Origin of the sequence: Nocardia australiensis (genome assembly GCF_020733705.1) — a bacterium.
Taxonomy (GTDB): Bacteria; Actinomycetota; Actinomycetes; order Mycobacteriales; family Mycobacteriaceae; genus Nocardia; species Nocardia australiensis.
In genome coordinates, this window is record NZ_JAJFZM010000001.1 from 336217 (window position 1) to 357191 (window position 20975).

19 protein-coding genes are annotated in these 20975 nt (G+C 65.7%); 6 read left to right on the plus strand and 13 right to left on the minus strand.

Features of this window, described 5'->3' with window-relative positions; all coding sequences use genetic code 11:
• Positions 1-42: 42 nt before the first annotated feature.
• The 4 genes from pruA to LKE06_RS01610 form a co-directional block, all read right to left on the minus strand.
• Positions 43-1680, minus strand: coding sequence for an L-glutamate gamma-semialdehyde dehydrogenase (gene pruA, locus LKE06_RS01595; protein WP_227996542.1), 1638 nt, complete (start codon positions 1678-1680; stop codon positions 43-45).
• Between the two features lie 93 nt (positions 1681-1773).
• Complete coding sequence (dapC, locus tag LKE06_RS01600) at positions 1774-2895, minus strand: succinyldiaminopimelate transaminase (protein ID WP_227996543.1); 1122 nt, start codon at positions 2893-2895, stop codon at positions 1774-1776.
• On the minus strand, positions 2892-3215 hold the full coding sequence (fdxA, locus tag LKE06_RS01605; protein WP_227996544.1) for a ferredoxin: 324 nt from the start codon (positions 3213-3215) through the stop codon (positions 2892-2894). Before fdxA ends, dapC begins: the two co-directional genes overlap by 4 nt.
• 177 nt (positions 3216-3392) lie before the next feature.
• The gene (locus LKE06_RS01610) at positions 3393-5993 is read right to left on the minus strand and encodes a bifunctional FO biosynthesis protein CofGH (RefSeq protein ID WP_227996545.1); all 2601 of its coding nucleotides are present in this window, start codon (positions 5991-5993) and stop codon (positions 3393-3395) included.
• A 379-nt stretch (positions 5994-6372) separates the two neighbouring features.
• Between LKE06_RS01610 and LKE06_RS01615 the strand changes: the two genes are divergently transcribed.
• Positions 6373-6870: a PH domain-containing protein gene (locus tag LKE06_RS01615; protein WP_227996547.1), complete on the plus strand. Its 498-nt coding sequence runs from the start codon at positions 6373-6375 to the stop codon at positions 6868-6870.
• Positions 6867-8531, plus strand: a complete 1665-nt coding sequence (locus tag LKE06_RS01620) for a PH domain-containing protein (RefSeq protein ID WP_227996549.1) — start codon at positions 6867-6869, stop codon at positions 8529-8531. The genes LKE06_RS01615 and LKE06_RS01620 overlap by 4 nt, the downstream gene beginning before the upstream one ends.
• A gap of 9 nt (positions 8532-8540) precedes the next feature.
• Here the strand turns inward: LKE06_RS01620 and LKE06_RS01625 are convergent, their stop codons facing one another.
• The 6 genes from LKE06_RS01625 to typA all read right to left on the minus strand — a co-directional run bounded on the left by LKE06_RS01625 (position 8541) and on the right by typA (position 15301).
• On the minus strand, positions 8541-8984 hold the full coding sequence (locus tag LKE06_RS01625) for a hypothetical protein (protein ID WP_227996551.1): 444 nt from the start codon (positions 8982-8984) through the stop codon (positions 8541-8543).
• Positions 8981-9145 (minus strand): hypothetical protein, encoded by a 165-nt coding sequence (locus LKE06_RS01630; protein WP_227999447.1) that lies wholly within the window; start codon positions 9143-9145, stop codon positions 8981-8983. The genes LKE06_RS01625 and LKE06_RS01630 overlap by 4 nt, the downstream gene beginning before the upstream one ends.
• A 46-nt stretch (positions 9146-9191) precedes the next feature.
• The gene (locus tag LKE06_RS01635; RefSeq protein ID WP_227996553.1) at positions 9192-10658 is read right to left on the minus strand and encodes an amino acid permease; all 1467 of its coding nucleotides are present in this window, start codon (positions 10656-10658) and stop codon (positions 9192-9194) included.
• Between the two features lie 78 nt (positions 10659-10736).
• Positions 10737-11627 (minus strand): N-acetyl-1-D-myo-inositol-2-amino-2-deoxy-alpha-D-glucopyranoside deacetylase, encoded by an 891-nt coding sequence (gene mshB / locus LKE06_RS01640; protein WP_227996555.1) that lies wholly within the window; start codon positions 11625-11627, stop codon positions 10737-10739.
• Positions 11609-13381 (minus strand): ABC transporter family substrate-binding protein, encoded by a 1773-nt coding sequence (locus LKE06_RS01645; protein WP_372477272.1) that lies wholly within the window; start codon positions 13379-13381, stop codon positions 11609-11611. Before LKE06_RS01645 ends, mshB begins: the two co-directional genes overlap by 19 nt.
• 21 nt (positions 13382-13402) lie before the next feature.
• Positions 13403-15301, minus strand: a complete 1899-nt coding sequence (gene typA, locus LKE06_RS01650; protein WP_227996558.1) for a translational GTPase TypA — start codon at positions 15299-15301, stop codon at positions 13403-13405.
• Positions 15302-15453: 152 nt separating this feature from the next.
• Between typA and LKE06_RS01655 the strand changes: the two genes are divergently transcribed.
• Positions 15454-15630 (plus strand): hypothetical protein, encoded by a 177-nt coding sequence (locus tag LKE06_RS01655; RefSeq protein WP_227996560.1) that lies wholly within the window; start codon positions 15454-15456, stop codon positions 15628-15630.
• 20 nt (positions 15631-15650) lie between these two features.
• Positions 15651-15941 carry a 4a-hydroxytetrahydrobiopterin dehydratase gene (locus LKE06_RS01660; RefSeq protein WP_227996562.1) on the plus strand — a complete coding sequence of 97 codons (291 nt, stop codon included), beginning with the start codon at positions 15651-15653 and terminating at the stop codon, positions 15939-15941.
• An 11-nt stretch (positions 15942-15952) separates the two neighbouring features.
• On the opposite strand, the gene LKE06_RS01665 is transcribed toward LKE06_RS01660, so the two are convergent.
• Positions 15953-17281 (minus strand): mannosyltransferase, encoded by a 1329-nt coding sequence (locus LKE06_RS01665; RefSeq protein WP_372477340.1) that lies wholly within the window; start codon positions 17279-17281, stop codon positions 15953-15955.
• A gap of 274 nt (positions 17282-17555) precedes the next feature.
• Between LKE06_RS01665 and LKE06_RS01670 the strand changes: the two genes are divergently transcribed.
• Positions 17556-18359: an Rv1157c family protein gene (locus tag LKE06_RS01670; RefSeq protein WP_227996566.1), complete on the plus strand. Its 804-nt coding sequence runs from the start codon at positions 17556-17558 to the stop codon at positions 18357-18359.
• Between the two features lie 118 nt (positions 18360-18477).
• Positions 18478-18873: a hypothetical protein gene (locus LKE06_RS01675; RefSeq protein ID WP_227996568.1), complete on the plus strand. Its 396-nt coding sequence runs from the start codon at positions 18478-18480 to the stop codon at positions 18871-18873.
• Positions 18874-18892: 19 nt separating this feature from the next.
• Here LKE06_RS01675 and LKE06_RS01680 read toward each other — a convergent pair whose 3' ends face one another.
• Both LKE06_RS01680 and LKE06_RS01685 read right to left on the minus strand, forming a co-directional pair.
• Positions 18893-19606: a DUF1906 domain-containing protein gene (locus tag LKE06_RS01680; RefSeq protein WP_227996570.1), complete on the minus strand. Its 714-nt coding sequence runs from the start codon at positions 19604-19606 to the stop codon at positions 18893-18895.
• A 171-nt stretch (positions 19607-19777) separates the two neighbouring features.
• Positions 19778-20905, minus strand: a complete 1128-nt coding sequence (locus LKE06_RS01685) for a hypothetical protein (protein WP_227996572.1) — start codon at positions 20903-20905, stop codon at positions 19778-19780.
• Positions 20906-20975: the final 70 nt, after the last annotated feature.

The following is a 20975-nucleotide window of genomic DNA, read 5'->3' on the forward strand; positions in this document are numbered from 1 at the left end:
CGGGTCAGGATCTACTGACCGAGGCGCGCAGTAAGAAGTGTCTTATCTCGCCGCCATGTGCGGATACCGGTAGTCCGTTGGCGGGATGAAGGTTTCCTTGATCGCGCGCGGCGCCACCCAGCGCAACAGGTTCAAAGGCGAACCGGCCTTGTCATCGGTACCCGAGGCCCTGGCACCGCCGAAGGGCTGCTGGCCCACTACCGCACCGGTCGGCTTGTCATTGATGTAGAAGTTGCCCGCCGCGAAACGCAATGCGGCGGAGGCCTGTTCGACGGCGTGGCGGTCCTGGGCGAAAACCGCGCCGGTCAGTGCGTAGGGTGCCGTCGACTCGACCTCGGCGAGCACGGCGGAGTAGGCACCGGGTTCGGCGTCGTTGTAGACGTGCACCGACAGGATCGGCCCGAAATACTCGGTGGCAAAGGACTCGTCGTGCGGATCCCCCACCAACAGCACTGTCGGCCGCACGAACCACCCCTCGCTGTCGTCGTATTCGCCGCCCGCCGATATCGCGATGCCCGCAGCCCTGGCCCGCTCGATGGCGGCGACATTCTTTTCGTAGGCGCGCCGATCAATCACGGCGCCACCGAAATTGGACAGATCGGCGATATCGCCGAAGGCCAGTTCCCTGGTCTGGCTCAGGAAATCGTCACTCATCGAGCGCCACACCGATCGGGCGATGTAGGCGCGCGAGGCGGCCGAGCATTTCTGGCCCTGATATTCGTAGGCGCCGCGAATCAGCGCGGTGCGCAACGCATCCGGATCGGCAGAGGAGTGCGCGACGATGAAATCCTTGCCGCCGGTCTCCCCGACCAATCGCGGATATCCGTTGTAGCGCCCGATATTGGCACCGACCTGACCCCACAGGAATTGGAATGTCTTGGTGGAACCGGTGAAATGGATGCCCGCCAACCTGGCATCGCCCAGCGCCACCTCCGATAGCTCGACGCCGTCACCGGTCACCATATTGATGACCCCCGGCGGCAACCCCGCCGCCTCCAATACCCGCATGGTGTAGAACGCCGCCAATGTCTGCGTCGGCGACGGCTTCCACACCACGGTATTGCCCATCAGCGCGGGCGCGGTCGGCAGATTCCCGGCGATAGCGGTGAAGTTGAACGGGGTGATCGCGTAGACGAATCCCTCCAGCGGCCGATAGTCCAGCCTGTTCCATACCCCGGCGCTCGACTCCGGCTGCTGCTCGAGGATCCGGCGCGCGAACGCCACATTGAACCGCCAGAAGTCGACGAGCTCGCACGGCGCGTCGACCTCGGCCTGCTGGGCGGTCTTGGACTGTCCGAGCATGGTCGCGGCGGCCACCGTCTCCCGCCATGGCCCCGCGAGCAGATCCGCCGCACGCAGAAAGATCGCGGCGCGCTCATCGAACGACAGCGCCCGCCAGCCGGGCGCCGCCGCTATCGCCGCGTCGACGGCGCCGCGTGCCTCCGAATGGGTGGTGTTGGTATAGGTTCCGAGCACATGTCTGTGCCGGTGCGGTGTGACAATATCGTGCCGCTCGCCGATGCCTGGCCGATGTTTACCACCGATCACCAACGGTATGTCGACGGATTCGCCTGATATCTCGGCAAGCTTGGCAATAAGTAACTCCCGCTCGCGACTACCCGGTGCGTAGGAATGCACCGGCTCATTGCCGGGGGTGGGGACAACCGTTACAGCGTCCATACAAACAGGCTATCGCCGTTGCGGCGCGCACGAGCGAGAGCCGCGCCAACAGCGGCGTCGATCGCGCACGCGCATCGGTTTCGAACAGACCTGTCAGTTCGCGTTCAGTCGTTGCGCCGCCGCGGCAATGCGCTCATCGGTCGCGGTGAGCGCGATTCGGACGTGCTCGGTGCTCGCCGGGCCGTAGAAATCGCCGGGGGCGGCGAGAATGCCGCGCTCGGCCAGCCAGTCCAGGGTGGCGCGGCCGTTCTCGCCGCGGGTGGACCACAGGTAGAGGCCGGCCTCCGAGTGATCGATCCGGAAACCGGCCGCCAGCAACGCGTTTCGCAGAATCTCGCGGCGTGCGCGGTAGCGTTCGCGCTGCCGCTGTTCATGGGCGTCGTCGCCGAGCGCGGCGGTCATCGCCGCCTGGATCGGGAACGGCACCATCATGCCGGAGTGCTTGCGCACCTCGAGCAGTTCGGCGACCAGGGTCGGATCACCCGCCACGAAACCGGCGCGGTAGCTGGCCAGGTTCGAGGTCTTCGACAGCGAATGGATCGCGAGCAAGCCGGTGTGGTCGCCATCGCATACCTCGGGATCCAGGACGGAGACAGCGCGACCCGACCAGGTCAGGCCCAGATAGCACTCGTCGGAGGCGACGATCGCACCACGCTCGCGAGCGAAGGCGACGACCTTGCGTAAATGATCGACGCCGAGCACGCGTCCGGTCGGATTCGAAGGGGAGTTCACGTAGATCAGCGCGGGCGACCGCGGGCCGAGCTGGGTCAGTCCGTCCGCCCTGGCGACCTGAGCACCGGCGAGCAGCGCACCCACCTCGTAGGTCGGGTACGCGACCTCGGGAATGACCACCAGGTCGGCGCCGCCGAGACCGAGAAATCGCGGCAATCCGGCGATCAACTCCTTGGTGCCGATCGCGGGCAGCACGGCCACCGGGTCCACACCGGTGATCCCGTAGCGGCGCGCGAGCGCCTCGACCGCGGCCACCCGCAACTCGGGCGTGCCATGCGTGGTCGGATACCCGGGCACCTCGGCCACCGAGCTCAGCGCGTCGCGGATCAGCGGATCGACCGGATCGACCGGGGTACCGACCGAGAGATCGACGATCCCGCCGGGATGCGCCGCCGCCTTCGCCTTCGCGGAAGCGATGGTGTCCCAAGGGAAATCGGGCAGCAGACTACTGACCCGGCCGCGCACCGCCACGTCAGGACTCATTCACTCGCCATCGGAGGCAGTTCCTTGATGAGCGGCGGGTCGTAATCCACCTTGCCGACCTTCGTCGCACCGCCGGGCGAACCGAGCTCGTCGAAGAAGTCGACGTTGGCGTTGATGTAGCCAGTCCACTGATCCGGGGTGTCGTCTTCGTAAAAGATCGCCTCAACCGGGCATACCGGCTCACATGCACCACAGTCCACGCACTCGTCGGGATGGATGTACAGCATGCGGCCGCCCTCGTAGATACAGTCCACGGGGCATTCCTCGATGCATGCCTTGTCCTTCACGTCAACGCACGGTTCAGCGATGATGTACGGCACTGCCGTTCTCCTAGTCTGTCCTACTGCGGGGGAGTCCGCCCGGCGTCACATTATCCAAGCAGCCCAGGTTACCGCCGGTCAGCCTGTCCTAACCAACTTTGTTCCGCACACCACTCGACTGGATCGAAGGCGCCTTGCGTCCGCGCCATTGCGGTACGACCCTGGCGATAACCCCGCCTACCCCACCGACAGCGGCAGGACAGACACTGTGCCTTTCGGAACACCATAGGCGGTAGTGCGTTCGCGGACCGGACGCCCGATTCCCTCGGCGATCTCGGTGAGTTCCGCGACGGTCTTGGCGGAGCCGTGCTGGGATCCCGCCATGCGTGAAATGGTCTCCTCCATCAAGGTACCGCCCAGGTCATTGGCACCGCCATTGAGCATCATCCTGGTACCGGCGGTGCCGAGCTTCACCCAGCTGGTCTGGATATTGTCGATGCGGCCGTGCAACATGATCCGGGACAGGGCATGGGCGGCACGATTGTCTCGAATCGTCGGGCCGGGGCGGGACGCACCCGCCAGATACAGCGGCGAGCTCTGATGCACGAAGGGCAACAGCACGAATTCGGTGAAACCGCCTGTCTCGTCCTGGATTGCGCGCAGCACCCGCAGATGTCCGACCCAGTGCTTCGGATTGTCGACGTGGCCGTACATCATCGTGGAGCTCGACCGCAGCCCAACCTGATGGGCGGTGGTGATCACCTCGACCCACGCCGAGGTGGGCAGCTTGCCCTTGGTCAGGACCCAGCGGACCTCGTCGTCGAGGATTTCCGCGGCGGTGCCCGGAATCGTGTCGAGCCCGGCCTCCTTCAGCGCGACCAGCCAGTCACGGATACTCTGCCCACCACGCGAGGCACCGTTCACGATCTCCATCGGGCTGAAGGCGTGCACGTGCATCGACGGCACCCGTTGCTTTATCGCCCGCACCAGATCGGCGTAGCCGGTGACCGGCAGGTCCGGGTCGATACCGCCCTGCATGCAGATCTCGGTGGCACCGTCGACATGCGCCTCCCAGGCCCGGTCCGCTACCTCGTCCATGCTCAGGGTGAACGCGTCCGCGTCACCCTTGCGCTGGGCGAACGCGCAGAAACGGCAACCGGTGTAGCAGATATTTGTGAAGTTGATGTTGCGGTTCACCACATAGGTGACGTCGTCACCGTTGACATCGCGGCGCAGCTGATCGGCCAGCGCCGTTACCGCTTCCAGCGCGGGGCCTTCCGCGGTGGCCAGCGCCAGGTACTCGGCATCGCTGAGTCCGGCGGGGTCGCTTTCGGCCGCGCGTAGTGCCGCGAGTACGTCCGAATCGAGGCGTTGCGCAGGCGCGACCGACAGATCGCGCGCCTGTTCACGAATGGTGTCCCAATCGCCGAAGGCACCGACGATGTCCTGGCCGAGCGCGGAGTCGCTTCGGCTCTCGGTGATGCGGCCCTCGGTATCGATCGTGGTATTGAGGTCGACCCGCCCGGCCGACTCCCACGACTCGTCCGGCTCCTGCCAGGGCAGGCCGACCGGCATCGCGTCCGGATTCGCCAGCCCGGTGGCCGGATCGGTGAGCGCGGCGACATGTCCGCGGATACGCGGATCGACCCACGGATTGCCCGCACGCACGTACTTCGGGTGCGCCGACGTGCGTTCGACAAGCTGGTAACCGGCGGCCTCGGTGATCTCGCGCAGCGTGTCCAGGTTCGGCCACGGCCGTTCCGGATTCACATGGTCCGGGGTTACCGGTGATACACCGCCCCAGTCATCGATGCCCGCGTCGACCAGTGCGCGACATTCCTCGTGCGACACCAGGTTCGGCGGCGCCTGCACCGGAACATCGGGACCGAGCAGTAGCCGGGTGACCGCGATGGTGGCGCGGAATTCTTCCAGTCCGGCGTCGGGCGCATCGCGCATGGCGGTGTCGTCCTTGGCGCGGAAGTTCTGAATGATCACTTCCTGAATATGACCGAAAGCCTTGTGCTGCTTGCGAATCGCCATAATCGATTCGGCTCGCTCGGTCAGCGTCTCTCCGATGCCGACCAGGATGCCGGTGGTGTAGGGCACCGAAAGCCGCCCGGCATCGGTCATCGCGCGCAGCCGGACCGCCGGATCCTTGTCCGGGCTGCCGTAGTGGCATTCGCCCTTATCGGTGAACAGCCGGGTGGAGGTGGTCTCCAACATCATGCCCATGGACTGGGCTACCGGCTTGAGCCGCGAGATTTCCTCCCACGACATGACACCCGGGTTCAGGTGCGGCAGCAGCCCGGTCTCCTCCAGCACCATGATCGACACGGCACGCAGATAGTCCAGGGTCGAGTCGTAACCGCGTTCATCGAGCCACCGCGCGGCCTCCGGCCAACGGTCCTCCGGACGGTCACCGAGAGTGAACAGCGCCTCCTTGCACCCCAGCGCCGCACCCTGCCGTGCGATATCGAGCACCTCGTCGGGCTCCAGGAACATGCCATGCCCCTCGGCGCGCAGCTTGCCGGGGACGGTCACGAAGGTGCAGTAATGGCATTTGTCCCGACACAGCCGGGTCAGCGGAATGAAGACATTGCGCGAAAAACTGATCGTCTTCGGCCTGCCCACCGATTCCAGCCCGGCGTCGCGAACCCGCGCCGCGCTGTGACTCAGGTCGACCAGATCGTCTCCGCGCGCGTGCAGCAGTACGGTGGCTTCGTCCACATTCAAGCTCACGCCATCGCGAGCCCGGCGCAGCGCCCGGCGCATAGCCGACGGAGTGGGCGGTACGGCAGGAATGCTCGGGTTCGGCAGTTCGGTCACGCCCTCGATCATGCGCCACACATCCGGAACTGTCTGCCTGTGGTGCTCATGAGCGAGGACAACCGTGCGCCGGGTCACTCTATTCCGCTGCACACCTGCCAGTTGTGTCGGTGGTGTCTGCCACGATGTTCGTTCTACCCGCTTGACCACCCGATCCGGCCGGGATTGTTGCGCAGGAAGGTTTTTCGTGACCGACCATTGCGCGGAGGGTATCCGTAACGAAGACGCACGGGAACGGGAAAGAGTCGCCGACGAAATCGGCGTTACGAATACGCGCCGCTGCTGGTCGCGCCGCTCGCCGACCCCTGCCGGGCATAAGGGCGCACTGCCGATCTGACCGGGCGCCGACAGGTCGCGGCGGGCAGCGGCAGTTCATGCAACCATGACAGGCATGTCGCAGCCGCGCACGATCCTGGCCGAGCCGGCCTGGCGCCCCAGCCCCAAAGCAAAACTCTTGTGGACCGCGCAGGCGGCGCTGGCCTGGATCATTCCGCTGGTCGTACTGATCGTGTGGGCGGCGGTCGACTCCCAGCATCGCGCGGCACAGTTGATCGCGTTCGTGGTGATTCTGGTTCTCGCGGGATTGGGCATCGGCGTGGTGCCGCTGTGGCGATACGCGGTGCACCGCTGGGAGGTCACCGATGAGGCCGTTTACACCCGGGTCGGCTGGTTGACCCAGGAGAGCCGGGTCGCGCCGATCTCCCGAGTACAGACCGTCGACACCGAACGCGGGCCACTGGAGCGGCTACTCGGCCTGGCGACGGTGACCGTAACGACCGCGTCGTCAGCGGGCGCGGTACAGATCTCGGCACTGGACCTGCCCGTCGCCGAGCAGACCGTCACGCGGCTGACCGAAATCGCGGCACTACACCGCGGGGACGCGACATGACTGAGCCGACCACCCCCGCTCCGCAGACCGAACAGCCGTGGTCGCGGCTCGACAAGCGCATGCTGCTCGTCCATCCCGTCAACGAGGTCGTGAAGTTCATCCCCGCATTGATCGCCGCGATCATCCTCGGTACCAGCAGCGGCAACCACGGATGGAGCATCATCCCACTGGTGCTCATCATCGGGTTCGCGCTCACCCGCTGGTTCACCACCACATACCGGGTCGGCCCTACTCACGTCGAGTTACGCACCGGATTGATTCAGCGCAAAAAGCTTTCGGTCCCGCGCTCGCGCATCCGGTCGGTCGACATCGAGGCCGACCTGCTGCACCGAGCGCTCGGGCTGGCGGTGCTCGCGATCGGCACCGGGCAGCACACCGACAAGCACGAGCAACAATTCAAGCTCGACGCGCTCGATGCCAGGGTCGTGCCCGAACTACGGACGACGCTGCTGGCGCATACCGCGAGCAACGGCGCTCATCAGATTTCGCCCGCACCCGCCTCCGACGCCTCGGCGCCCGCACCGGATTCTCTCCGGAAAGCTTTGCCGCAGAACATATCCGGCTCACCGAGTGAACAGCCGCGCGAGATCGGGCATTGGCAGGCGAGCTGGGTGCGTTACGCGCCACTGTCGCTGACCGGATTCGCTATCATCGCGCCCATCGTGGGTGTGGGGTTCCAGTACGGACTCGGCGAGGTGCTGTTCCGCTCGGACACGGTGCACAATCTCGAAGAAGGCGGCGCGATATTGCTCGCGGTCGCCGGTTCGGTGCTGGTCCTCACCATCGTCGTCCTGGTGAGCCTGGCCGCCTGCACCCGTTATCTGACAACATATTTCGGACTGCGAGTCCTCGACGACGGCCGCACCCTGCACGTACGGAACGGGCTGTTCACCAGGCGGCAGCTCACCCTCGACCGAGCCAGGCTGCGCGGCGCCACCGTCAATGAACCCCTACTGCTGCGCTGGGCGGGCGGCGCGGAACTCGAAGCGATCATGGTCGGGCGCAACCCGCGCCAGAAGATCCTCCCGCAGGCTCCGCGCGCCGCCGTCGAGCGCACTCTGGCCACGCTGATCGCACCGCGCACCCAACACTCGCTCGAGACCACAGGTCAAGTGGGGCAGTGGAATACGGTTACATCGGCGAGCCCATCTGCCCCCGTAGCTCCGCTGTCGGCCTACGTCAGCGCACAGGGCGCCGCTCCCCTGGTCGCACACGGTCGCGCCGCGCGTCGCCGCCGGTACACCCGCGCACTGACACCGATCCTGATGGTCGCCGCCGTGCTGCTGGTGTTATCCCTTGCCGGCGTGGACTATTCGCCGTGGTGGTGGCTATTGCCAGGATTTCCTGCGCTGATCGCGCTGCCGCTGGCCGAAGACCGTTACCGCGGACTCGGCCATACCGTCCTGCCCGCGACCACCACCGGCCCGGCCTGGCTGATCACCCGCGCCGGCTCGCTCGACCGCGACCGCGATTGTCTCGAGGCCCCCGGCATCATCGGCTGGACGGTCCGTCAATCTTTCTGGCAGCGCCGCTCCGGCGTCGCCACTGTGGTTGCCGCGTCCGCCGCGGGCAAGAAGCGGTACCGCGTCATCGACATCCCCTTCGACGAGGCGCTGGCCCTCATCGAAGCGGTGACACCGGGACGGCTCGGCACCCGCTGACCTACCGCCTCACCGCGTGCTGAACGCGCCTGAGTTCGCTTTGATGTACATGTACAGCAGCGGCGGCACCAGGCCGCATACCAGCAGAAGCACTGTCCGCCAATCGCTTCCGAGCATGATGTCGCCGCCGGGACCGCTCGTCGAGCAGATGAGGAAGCCGAATGTCCACGCGGCGAGCGGGAGAATGGCGAAGCCGGTGCGGGTGGTCGCGGCGCGGACCCCCATCACCAGCAGCACATTGACGAACCCTGCCAGCACCGCGGACAACGGGAAGGCGACGGTGCCGATGTAGGTCGGCAGATAGAGCACCTCGAGAGCTAGCGTGATCAGCGCATCGATGATGAGGACGGCAATGATCACCGGCCCCAGGTATGTCGCGCCGAGCCATCGCGTGGCAGCCCCCGATGCCGCCGGAGCCCGATCACCGGCGGCGCCGTCGACGGTTGCCGTCACGCGACCGGTGGGAAGCCGAGAAGCGTCAGCAGATGGCTCTGCATGTCGACGAACGCGTACAGCACCGACATATAGAGGTCGTGCTGTTGCTGCCCGCCGGGGCGCAGGCTGTCCACCAGACCCGCGATCGCGTTTTGCAGATCCCAGTTGTACATAGCCATCGAGTCTATTCCGGCTGTCGGTCGCATGGATCCGGCCCCGATCGGCTCAGTCGCCGTCGACCGGGATATTCGCCACCACCGGGAACGCACCGGTGTACCCGCGCCGCTCCCGCGCGATGGCCAGCACCCGCTTGCGGGCGCCGAACCAGCCGACGATCAGTGCCGGGATGATCAATACCAGCGACGCGACAGTCCAGGTGCCGACCGGATAGTCGAAGCCGGTGAGCACCACGACGAAGAACAGGAAGGCCAGCGTGGCCAGACCGGTATAGGGCGCGCCGAACATCCGGAACTCTGGTCGGCGCAGCTTGCCCTGCGTCGACCAGCGCCACAGCTGCAATTGGGCCAGCACGATGGTGGCCCAGGAGGCGATGATGCCCAGTGAGGCCATATTCAGCACGATCTCGAAGGCTCGGTCGGGCACCACCCCGTTCAACGCGATACCGCACAGCGCGAACAGGCTGGTCAGCAGGATGCCGCCGTAGGGAACGCCATTGCGTCCCATCACACCGGTGAACTTCGGTGCGCTGCCGTTCATCGACATGGACCGCAGAATGCGACCGGTCGAATACAGTCCCGCGTTCAGGCTGGAGAAGGCGGCGGTGAGCACAACAAGGTTCATGACGCTGCCGATGCCGGGCACCCCGAGCATCGTGAAGAAGGTGACGAACGGGCTCTCCTTCGACGTGTAGCTCGTGTAGGGCAGCAACAGACCGAGCAGCACCAGCGAACCCACATAGAAGATCGCGATTCGCGCGATCACCGAATTGATGGCACGCGGCATAATCTTTGCCGGGTTCTCGGTCTCCCCCGCCGCAGTACCGACCAATTCGACTGCGGCATAGGCGAACACGACACCGGAGGTCACCACGACCAACGGCAGGATCCCGGTCGGAAAGAGGCCACCGCTGTCGCTGATCACACTCGGCCCGGTCGGATTGCCCTGCACCGTGAACCGGCCGAGCAGGAAGATCGTGCCGACGATCAGGAAGGCGCTCAGCGCGAACACCTTCACCAACGCGGCCCAGAATTCCATCTCCCCGAACCATTTCACCGACATGAGGTTGACCGCGAGCACGAGCACCAACGCGATCAATGCCAGCACCCACTGCGGAATATGCGAGAACCCGGACCAGTAGTGGAAGTACTGGGCGATCGCGGTGGTATCGGCGATACCGGTCATCGACCAGTTCAGGAAGTACATCCAGCCCGCGACAAACGCGGCCTTCTCGCCGAAGAACTCGCGGGCGTAGGACACGAAAGAACCCGACGAGGGCCGATGCAGCACCAGCTCACCGAGCGCGCGCAGGATGAAGAACACGAAGACGCCGCATACCGCGTAGACCAGGAACAATCCAGGTCCCGCCGTGGCCAGTCGGCCACCGGCGCCCAGGAACAGGCCGGTGCCGATGGCACCACCGATGGCGATCATTTGCAGCTGTCGGGGCTTGAGACTCTTGTGATAGCCCTCGTCCTCGAGATCCAGATGTGCCCTGTCGCCGACCGCTGTCATGAACCGCTTCAACCTCCGCATCGATGTCCGAGACCGCCGAAACGGTACCCGGCCTGCTCGAGCGACACAGCGGCAACCTCAGGTTATACCGGTGAACAGATCATGCTCCCTGCCGTCGGCTCCGACGGCACCACGATGTCCACGCACCAGGATGTAGTGCTCCTCCGGCAGCACCGGCTGCGCAATGTTGTTGGACAGCACGAACTCTCGGCCCGATAGCGCCACCCGCACCTGTGTTGCGTGTGCTCGCAGTGCCGCCCGTTTGGCTGCGAGCGAATCGGACACATCGATCGTCGCGGTCACGGTATGACTCGGCACACTGGCAAGCTCACCACCAACGGGGAGGCGCCAGCCGGTTGGCAACCTGCCAGGCAACCCTTCGGCGGTTCGCCGTGCGAGCGCCTCGGTATGCAGGCGCAGCATGTCGCCATCGGTGACCGTCCAGTAGAACTTCGGAGTGTCCCACCCCTGGTCAGCCGCAGCGTGCACCGCGGCCGTGGTGATCTGATGGGCTCGGATGTGATCGGGATGGCCGTAGCCACCCTGCGGGTCGTAGCCGATCACCACCCGCGGTCGCAGTTCGAGCAGCACCGCGGTCAGCGCGTCCACCGCTGCGGCGCCGGAGTGCGCGAAGGCCCGCGGATGCGCTGCCGCCGGCGTGCCCGCCATGCCGGAGTCGCGCCAATGGCCCGCGCCACCGAGAAACCGCGGCGGCGAAGCATCAAGTGCGCCGAGCGCTCTGGTTAGTTCCAGCACCCGGTAGCCGCCGAGTTGGTCGGCCCGGTCCGCGGTCAGCTGCGCCCACTCGTCGCCGATTACCTCCCCTTCCTCGCCGAGGGTGCAGGTCACCACCGTCACGGGCACACCGCGCTTGCGATAGTGCGCGATCGTGCCCCCAGTGGTGATGGTTTCGTCGTCCGGGTGGGCATGGACGAGTAGCAGCCCACCCGTCACGGGATCCTGCGCCACATCGCCGAGTCGCCGAAGATCCCGACCTGGATGGCACCGCTCAGCGAGGCGCCGTCCACGCGCGGACCGGACGCGGCGACCACGTTGTCCTGCACGATCGGCAGCACGGTAGCCAGCTCCCACAGTTTGGGCTCGGCCTCGGCCAGCACTCGCCCGACCTCGACACCACGCAACGCGTCGTCGATCGCGGGCTGCAGCGTCGGATCGCACACACCCGAGATATTGCTCGGCGCCTTCTTGGCCGCCTCGGCCCGCACCTGCGAATTACCATTGTCCGCAGGGATTTCCACAGGTGGGCAACCATATCGGGAGGCCAGCACGGTGGCCGGGTCCGAGCCGGCGACCTCCCAGCCGACGACCGCATCGACCGCGCTCTCAGTGAGGTCCTTGCCGTACAGCACGTCCGGGGTGACACTGCGCACACTGGCATCGATTCCGGCACTGCGCAATTGATCCGCGGCCGTATTCGCCACCGCGAGCGCGGTTGGGTCGCCGGTGACCGCGCCGATCCGAATCGCCAGTAGCTTACCGTTTTTCGCGATCAGGCGAGGATGCGGCGCGGGCGAGGTCGGCGAGGTGACTGGCGGCGGCTCCGGCGCGCGGCCATAGCCCGCCTCGGCGAGCAGCGCGAAGGCTTCATCGGCGTTCGGCCGCGGCGGCGCGGTAGGCGCGTAGCCGGGATCCGACGGTGTCAGGATCTGCGCGCGCACCGGCTCGACCCAGCCACCGGTCTGCGCGCCGACGGTAGCGAGCAACGCCGGATCCAGCAGCGAAAGCACACCGTGCCTGACCCGAGAATCACCGAGATCGCCACTGCGCCCGTTCAATACGAACTGCAACTCGCGCGACTGCGGCATGATCGCGGTACGCACCGACGGAATCGCCGCCAACTGCGCTCGGGTCGCGACACCACCGTGCACCAGCGACATCTGTGCATCGCCGGCACGCAGCGAATCGGCCAGCTGGGCCGGAGTTCCACCGCGCCGCAACAGGATCTGATCAGGCGCGGCGGGCGTACCCCAGTACCGATCATTGCGTTCGAGCAGAATCTCGTCACGGCCCCGATCGACGGACTTGATATCGAAATTGCCGCCCGACACCGGAATCTTCTCCACCAGACCACTCACGAAGCCGCCGGGCACATCCTTGACCAGATGCGAAGGCAACAAGTTCGAGAACAACTCACGCCACGCCGGATACGGCTGGGTCATGGTGACCGTGACGGTCTTGCCGCCACCGGAGGAACTCACATCGGATATCAGCCGATAGCCAGCCGGATCGACCACCCCGGGCTGGGTGATCATCTGCTGCCACAGGAACCGGAAATCCTCCGCGGCGATCGGCGCGCCATCGGACCAGTTCGCCTGATTGCGCAACTGATAGGTGATCGTGAACGGATCCTGCGCACTGACATCGGCCGACTCGACCAGCGCCGTATCCGGCGCCCACTCGGTGCCACCGGGAATCGCCGGATTCGGCACCGGACGAAACGGGCTCGGCAACACCATCGAACTCACCGCCGCGGTGGCGGGCGACTGATCGGACCGCAGATGCGGATTGAATCCGATACCGATGTCGTCGATGGCAACCACGACGGTGTTCTTGCCCGGTTTCGCCGGCGTCGTCTTCGGACTGTCAGTACTTTCGATCGGCGGAGGCGGGTTCGCGGTACAGCCCGCGACCACCGTGATCGAGGCCGCCAGGATGACCAGCACCCCGCGCACCGTCGCGCGTTTCCTAACCCCCGAGCTCACGTTCGGCACTCTACCCGCGAACTACAGCGCGGCCCTATCCCGTGCCTTCCGTCGCGACAGCTCGCGACCGCGCTCGGTGGCTCCCAGGGTCACCTTACGTACCCGGACCACTTCCGGCGTCACCTCGACGCACTCGTCGTCGGCGCAGAACTCCATCGCCGCTTCGAGATCGAGGTGCAACGGCTTGGCGAGTGTCTCGAACACGTCCGCGGTCGAGCTGCGCATATTGGTCAGCTTCTTCTCGCGGGTGACGTTGATATCGAGATCCTCGGCGCGCGGGTTGATACCGACGACCATGCCCTCGTAGGTGTCCGCGCCCGGCTCGACGAAGAACTGGCCGCGGTCGGCGAGCTGAATCATGGCGAACGGGGTCACCGAACCGGCCCGGTCGGACACCAGCGCGCCGGTGTGCCTGGCACGAATCTCACCGGCCCACGGCGCATAGCCGTGCGAGACGGCGTTGGCGATGCCGGTGCCGCGGGTTTCGGTCAGGAAGTCGGTACGGAAACCGATCAGCCCGCGCGAGGGGACGATGAACTCCATCCGCACCCACCCCGCGCTGTGATTGGTCATCTGAACCATCTTGCCCTTGCGCCCGGCCAGCAACTGGGTGATCGAGCCCAGGTACTCGTCGGGGCAATCAATGGTCAGTTCTTCGTAGGGCTCGTGCACCTTGCCGTCGACCTGCCTGGTGACCACCTGCGGCTTGCCGACGGTCAGCTCGAAGCCTTCGCGGCGCATCTGCTCTACCAGGATGGCCAGCGCCAGCTCGCCACGGCCCTGCACTTCCCAGGCGTCCGGGCGGCCGATATCGAGCACCCGCAGCGACACGTTGCCGACCAGTTCCTGGTCCAGCCGTGACTTGACCATGCGCGCGGTCAGCTTGTGGCCCTGCACCCGGCCGACCAGCGGTGAGGTATTGGTGCCGATAGTGACGGAGATCGCGGGCTCGTCGACGGTGATGCGCGGCAGCGCGATCGGATTGTCGATGTCGGCCAGCGTGTCCCCGATCATGATTTCCGGGATGCCCGCGATGGCGGCGATGTCACCGGCCACGGCGATCTCGCCGGGCTGACGCTCGACGCCGATGGTCTGCAGCAGCTCGGTGATCTTGACCTGCTTGACGCCGTCACCGTGCATCCACGCGACGTTCTGGCCCTTGCGCAGTTCGCCGCTGTAGATGCGAACCAGTGCGAGGCGACCGAGGAAGGCCGAGGCATCGAGGTTGGTGACGTGCGCCTGCAGCGGACCGCTCGGATCCCCCTTGGGTGCCGGAATGTTCTCCATCAGCACGTCGAAGAGCGCGTCGAGATTCGCCGCGTCCGGCGCGTTGCCGTTCTCGGGACGTTCCTTGGACGCCTTACCCTCGCGGCCGGAGGCGTAGAGGACCGGCAGGTCCAGTGCTAGCTCGGCGGCCTCGGCGGCGGCGTCGTCCAGATCGGAGGCCAGGTCGAGCAACAGATCGTGGCTCTCCTCGACAACCTCCGCGATACGCGCGTCGGGACGGTCGGTCTTGTTGACGACAAGGATCACCGGCAACGACGCGGCGAGCGCCTTGCGCAGCACGAACCTGGTCTGCGGCAACGGCCCCTCGGACGCGTCGACCAACAGCACGACACCGTCGACCATGGAAAGGCCGCGCTCAACCTCACCACCGAAGTCGGCGTGGCCTGGTGTATCGATGACGTTGATGACGGTGACCGAGCCATCCGGATGATGCCGGTGGACCGCGGTGTTCTTGGCGAGAATGGTGATGCCCTTCTCGCGTTCCAGATCGCCGGAGTCCATCACCCGATCAACGAGCTCGGCTCGTTCGGCGAAGGCTCCGGACTGGCGCAGCATGGCGTCGACCAGCGTCGTCTTACCGTGGTCGACGTGGGCCACGATGGCGACGTTGCGAAAATCGCGTGCAGACGACACGCCTCAATCCTCCTGCTGTTGATGTTGGTGCCGGCCGACCCCTGCAAACAGGCGGAGAATCGATACTCACCGGGCATTGCGGCCAGCTACACAGTACCGGTAATAGGGTGGGCCGCAGACCACGGATCCCACTAAGGGTATGCTAACTGGTCATGGGCAAGGTCAAGGCTAAGAAGGTTTCGAGCCTGAAACCGAAGAAGAAATGCTGCCGTAAGCAGACGCGCTGCTTGAAATGCCCTGTTGTCATTATGCGGATGAAACGCCTCGAGGCGACCGGCTGCGGTGGCAAGGAATTGAAGAAGGGCCTGAAGAAAGCCCGAGCCGCCTGATCAGTGCGGATACTGGAACTATGGCTACCGAACTACTGTCCGACGCCGATATCACCGACGCGCTGACCGACCTGCCCGATTGGAACCGCTCCGGCGACACCATCACCCGCACCATCGAGGCGCCGAGCTTTCTCGACGGAATCGAATTGGTCGGCAAGGTCGCCGAGGTGGCCGAAGCCGCCGACCATCATCCGGATATCGATATCCGCTGGCGCCGAGTCACTTTCGCACTGTCGACGCACTCTGCGGGCGGACTCACCGGCCGCGACATCGTGCTGGCGCGAGAGATCGACCGGCTCGCGGCCGACTGAGACCAACGCCACTACTCGGCGCCGACACCCGCCGCCCGATCACCAACGGCACGACGGTCGGCCGACCACGGGTTCGGGAGCGCACGCAGCCGCGTTCCCGCGCTCGCGAAATCCTTCCGTAGCACCGCGCGTCCGTGCCAGATCAGCCACGCCAGGAACACCAGCACCCCGAGCGCGTCGACCGCGCCCAGCCAGGACAGCACAGCGGGCCTGGGGATGGTCCAGATCGACGGCTGGAAGAACGACAGCACCCATGGCACGCCGATCAGCATCGTCACCAGCCAGTAGGCCGCGATGACGCGCGCTCCGGCGGCCCGACGAAGCGGCCCATGGACCAGCCACAGCACCGTCGGGAGCAACCACACCCAGTGATGCGACCACGAGATGGGCGAGACCATCAGACCGAACAGCTGCACCAGTATCAACGTGCCCATCCGGTCGTCGGGACCAAGTGTGCGCCAGGCAAGGAACGCCAACACGGCCAATACCAGCGCGCCCACGATCCACCACGGCCCGGATTCGACATCGTGGCCGAGAATGCGGCTCAGCGTGCCACGCAGCGATTGATTCCAGACCGAACCGACCGGCCCGATCCGGCTGGCATCGCCGAGCAGGGTGCCGAAGTAGCGCTGCGCATCCGCGTGTGCGACTAGGAAACTGAGCCCGACCGTCGCGCCGAAGGCCAGCGCCGAACAGAAAACGGTCGCCCAGCGACGGCGAGCCACAAAGTAGAGCCCGGTGATCGCCGGAGTCAGCTTGATACCCGCCACGACCCCGACCAGTAGACCCGACAACCACCACCGCGACGTTCGCACCGCGACCATGGCGCCGAGCACCAGGAACACGTTGACCTGTCCGTAGTCGATCGTGGTCCGTACCGGTTCCAGCCACACGCCAACGGCAGTCCACCCGATGGCCGCGTAGCGCCAGCCCGGCTCACGCATCCGCTGCTGCCCTAGCATGAGTTCGAGACTGATCCACACCACGCCATAGAGGGCCGCGACCGTGGCCAGCAGCCACAGCACCGCGACCGCCGTGAACGGCAGATAGTGCAGCGGGAAGAACACCAGCGCCGCGAACGGCGGGTAGGTGAAGGGCAGCGGGAAGTCCGGTGTCTTCTCGGCGTAGGTGAAGTCGTAAAGCCGATCGGTCAGCAACGCGGCCGATCCGTCGACGTAAACATGCAGGTCGACAAGGTTCATCCCGTTCTTCGCCAGCAGCATCCACAACAGCCTGGCCAACACGGACAGACCCAGCGCTGGCACCGCCAGGTGTAGGCGTCGGTTCAATTCGCAGGCTTTCGCGTCGAAGCGGGGCGTCGGCCTGCGACCCGCGGACATTCGGGCGTTCGGCGACAAGATCTGAAGGCTCCGATTAGATTAACCGCAGCCTGCCGGGGCCCTACCGGGCCCTCGAACCACTGATAACATTTGCATCACCTTTCACTCCTGTAACATCCATTGGCGCTACCGTCTGATAACACTGTTCGTCCACAGCGCCTACCGGGATACTTCGGCTGTACAACACGCCGACCCTGTCCCTAGAGTGACCCCGAAACGATGGCCTTTCAGGCATCGAACTCCAGATGTACCCGAGGTAAGGACGGCTAGACCAGTGCTTCGCACCCGAGGATCGCGGATCGCGTTGTCCGTACTCGCCATCACGGCGACTGCTTCGCTCGCCGCGCCGATGACCGCGGTAGCCGCTCCGGTTCCCGCACCCGCGGCAGTCCCGAATGTCCCGATGGTGCCCGAGGGCGTGCCGGTCGATGCGCTCGCCGCGCTGGCCCCCGCCATCGTCGGCGCTATCGCGGGCCCCGCCAACATCGCTGCGGCCGGTCCGGTCGCGGGTGGCCCGCAGGGCGTCCTGCTCGATCAGGCCCGCAGGCTGCTTGCCACCCTGAACCTGCCACCGCAGATCAAGTCCACCCTGGAAAAGATCATCACCTTCCTGGACGGCAGTGGCGGCGGCGGCCCCGAGCTCCCGGAACAGGGCGGCCCGGCTATCGCTCAGTTCCTCTACCCGACCATCGGCAAGGGCTGCATCGGCCCCGGCGCCGATTCCGTCGGCACCGCACTCGCCGTACCCGGCCCGGCCCAGCTGCCCCCGCCTGGACCGAGTGCCGGCCAGGCCGGATTCGTGTTCACCGCGCTCGGCACCAAGTCGCCGACCCCGGTCCAGAATCCGCCGATGACGGTCCAGTGGATGAATCTGGATACTCGCAAGACCGGCATCCAGCCGCTGACCGACGAAGCGAAGATCAATCCCGATGGTCCGGCCACCCTGTCGGCCATCGCCGACACCGGCGCGGGCCGAGTCGTCGCCGTGGTCTCGGGCTCGCTGACCACTAAGGCCGACGATGCCGATCCGCGTACCTGCTCGTTCCTCCCGACGCTCGGATTCTTCACCGTTGCTTGATGATTGACAGAGCCCGGCGCGTCCCTGCGGACCGCCGGGCTTTCTCGTGCCGAAACCCAGGGATGCGAAAGGCCCGCGATAGCGCCTACCAGTAACACTCCTGTGGTAGACCGAACGCATGGCTACCGTCGAAGTGTCGGTGCGACGCAAGGATTCGGTCGAGAGCAAGCATTCGATTCAGCGCAGGTCCTCGATCAGAAGCAAGCGCTCGCGGCGATCAATCCTGTCTTTCCGTTCCGAGGGATCGATCCTGTCTATCGGCTCGGCGTACTCGATCCTCTCGATCGGCAGCGTCGGATCGGTGTTGTCGATCGGGTCGGTCGGGTCGTTCGGCTCGGTGATTTCATCGGGTTCGCTCGGCAGCGTCGGCTCGGCATTCTCCGGGCTGTCACGCTGGTCGCTGTTCTCCTGGCGCGGCGACCATCAGGCGCCGGAGAGTCGGCCCTCGCTGCGTGTCGTCCCGGACGACGAACCCGAATTGCGCCGGGCTCCGACCTGTCACTGCCAGACCTAGGAGCACCCTGACGGGCAGCTCACCACTGCCCGTACTCGGGCTGCAGGACGTTATTGAGATCGACGCCGACACCGTCGATGGCTCGCTTGTCGACCTCGATCTGATGCAGATGCGCCGCGGGGTGCACGAAGCCCTTCGGGGTGCCCCAATTGTGTTGCCAGAACCAGGATCCGATACCCGCGGCACGGGCTAATTCGATGGTCGGCGCGTTCGCGTACACCCCGGTGTTCTCACTGCCGGCCACCGACTCCCAGCCGAGCAGGTAGGGCGCGATCATGGTGGCGAAATCGGCGGGTGTCGGATTGTCGTCGATCGAGGCGTAAATCGGCCGGTCATCCGGGCCGCCCGCGGCGGCATGCAGCTCCAGCCCGCGCTCGGCGTGCCGCTTGCCCGCTTCCAATCCGCCGCGCCAATCGGCGGTCTGTCCTTTGCCGAACTGGTAATTGGAGACGATGGTCAGACCGGCGGCGTGCAGTTGGTCGACCTCGCTCGCCAGTAGCGGCTTACCCTCCATCCATTCGGCATCAGGACGGCGATCCGACACATACCGGATCACGCCCATGTGGCCGGCATCCTTGATCGCCTCGGCCGACGGGACACCACCGGCGTAGTCGACCAGCGTGCCGAGCGTGCCGCTCGCGGAACTGCGCGGCGCACCGACGGTCATACCGACGGCGGCGGTGGCGGCCGCGTAGACGAACAGCTCACGGCGGGACACATGAATCGAACGCATCGCAGGACTCCTTCGCGCCAACCCCGGTTTGGAAAGCAGCGTGCCCGGCGCACCTTCCCCAGAAGTCACTCGCGCGCCGGTAGCCTCGAACGTGCACTCATTTCACCACATTCACATGTGAACCGCCAGGCCCATCCAGAACACAGATCGCATTCCGTCACATGAGTTCGCTTACGCCACACCATCGATACGCGCGGCGACATCGATGGTCCGGCGGGAACTGTCGGCCAATTCATTCCGCACGACCCCGGCCACCTGCGCGATGACCTGCTTCTTGATCCCCACGAGCGCACCGAGTGTCGCCGCTCGCATGCCCTTCGCCTTGAATTCCAGCCGGATATCGTGCGGCGCGGGCGGTGGCACATCGATGACGACCAACAGCGGGTCCGCGGCGCGCGCGGTCAGCACCAGCGGGATGTCCAGATCGGCCCGATAGCGATTGGCCTGTAATACGTCGACAGTGATATCGAGGCTGACGGGCACGGTCACATCGAAGGACACAACCTCATCGGATCGGTCCACCAACTGCGGCACCCCAACGGCCCCGCGCACGGTGACAGTGACCGAGTTGCGTGGCCCGGTACGCAGCGGGCCGATTTCGATGGGGCGACCGGCCATCCGCTCCACCACGTCGAAGACTCGATCCTTGGTCACGAGGTGGGTGAAGAACCGGTGTCCGAACTCTTCGTACCCGATCCAGTCGAATTCGCTGTCGGCAGCACGGGTCGAGCGCACACCGCTGACCATGGCCTCAATATCGAAGACGCGAGCGCGACGTGCCTTCGGATCAGCGAGCATGGCGTTCACCCGATTCGCGACCTCACGCTGCAGCACTCCGGCGATCGGATCGAGCAACACCTCCCAGGCGGCGTCAACAGCTTGTGCGCGCAGCTTGAAGCTGACATCGCTTGGCGTGATCGGCGGGATGTCGATGACGATGAGCACTGGGGCGGCGGTACGCGCGTGCAGCGTCAGGCCGATTGCGGCGAAGGTCTCCAGCCGCAACTTCTGGCCACCGATCAGCACCTGTACCGATAGCGACAGCGGCACGGTGACCCCGAAGGTGACGTGCGGACCGTTGCGCACCACCACCGGTTCACCGACTTTGCCCTTGGCGACGACCCCGGCCAATCCGGTCGGGCCGATCGAGAAGGGGCCGATCGTCATGCCGCGACCCGCCATCCCGGAGACCGCGGCCACGATCCGGTCTCCGGTCACCGCGTGGGTGACGAAGCGTTCGCCGAAATCGGCGTATTCGATCCAGACTGGATCGGCGTCAATACGGTCGTTCGGCTCCATAAGATGCCCCGAAACCCTCACCTTTCAACGGACACCGAACACCGTACGCGACGGAGTGCACACTACCGGG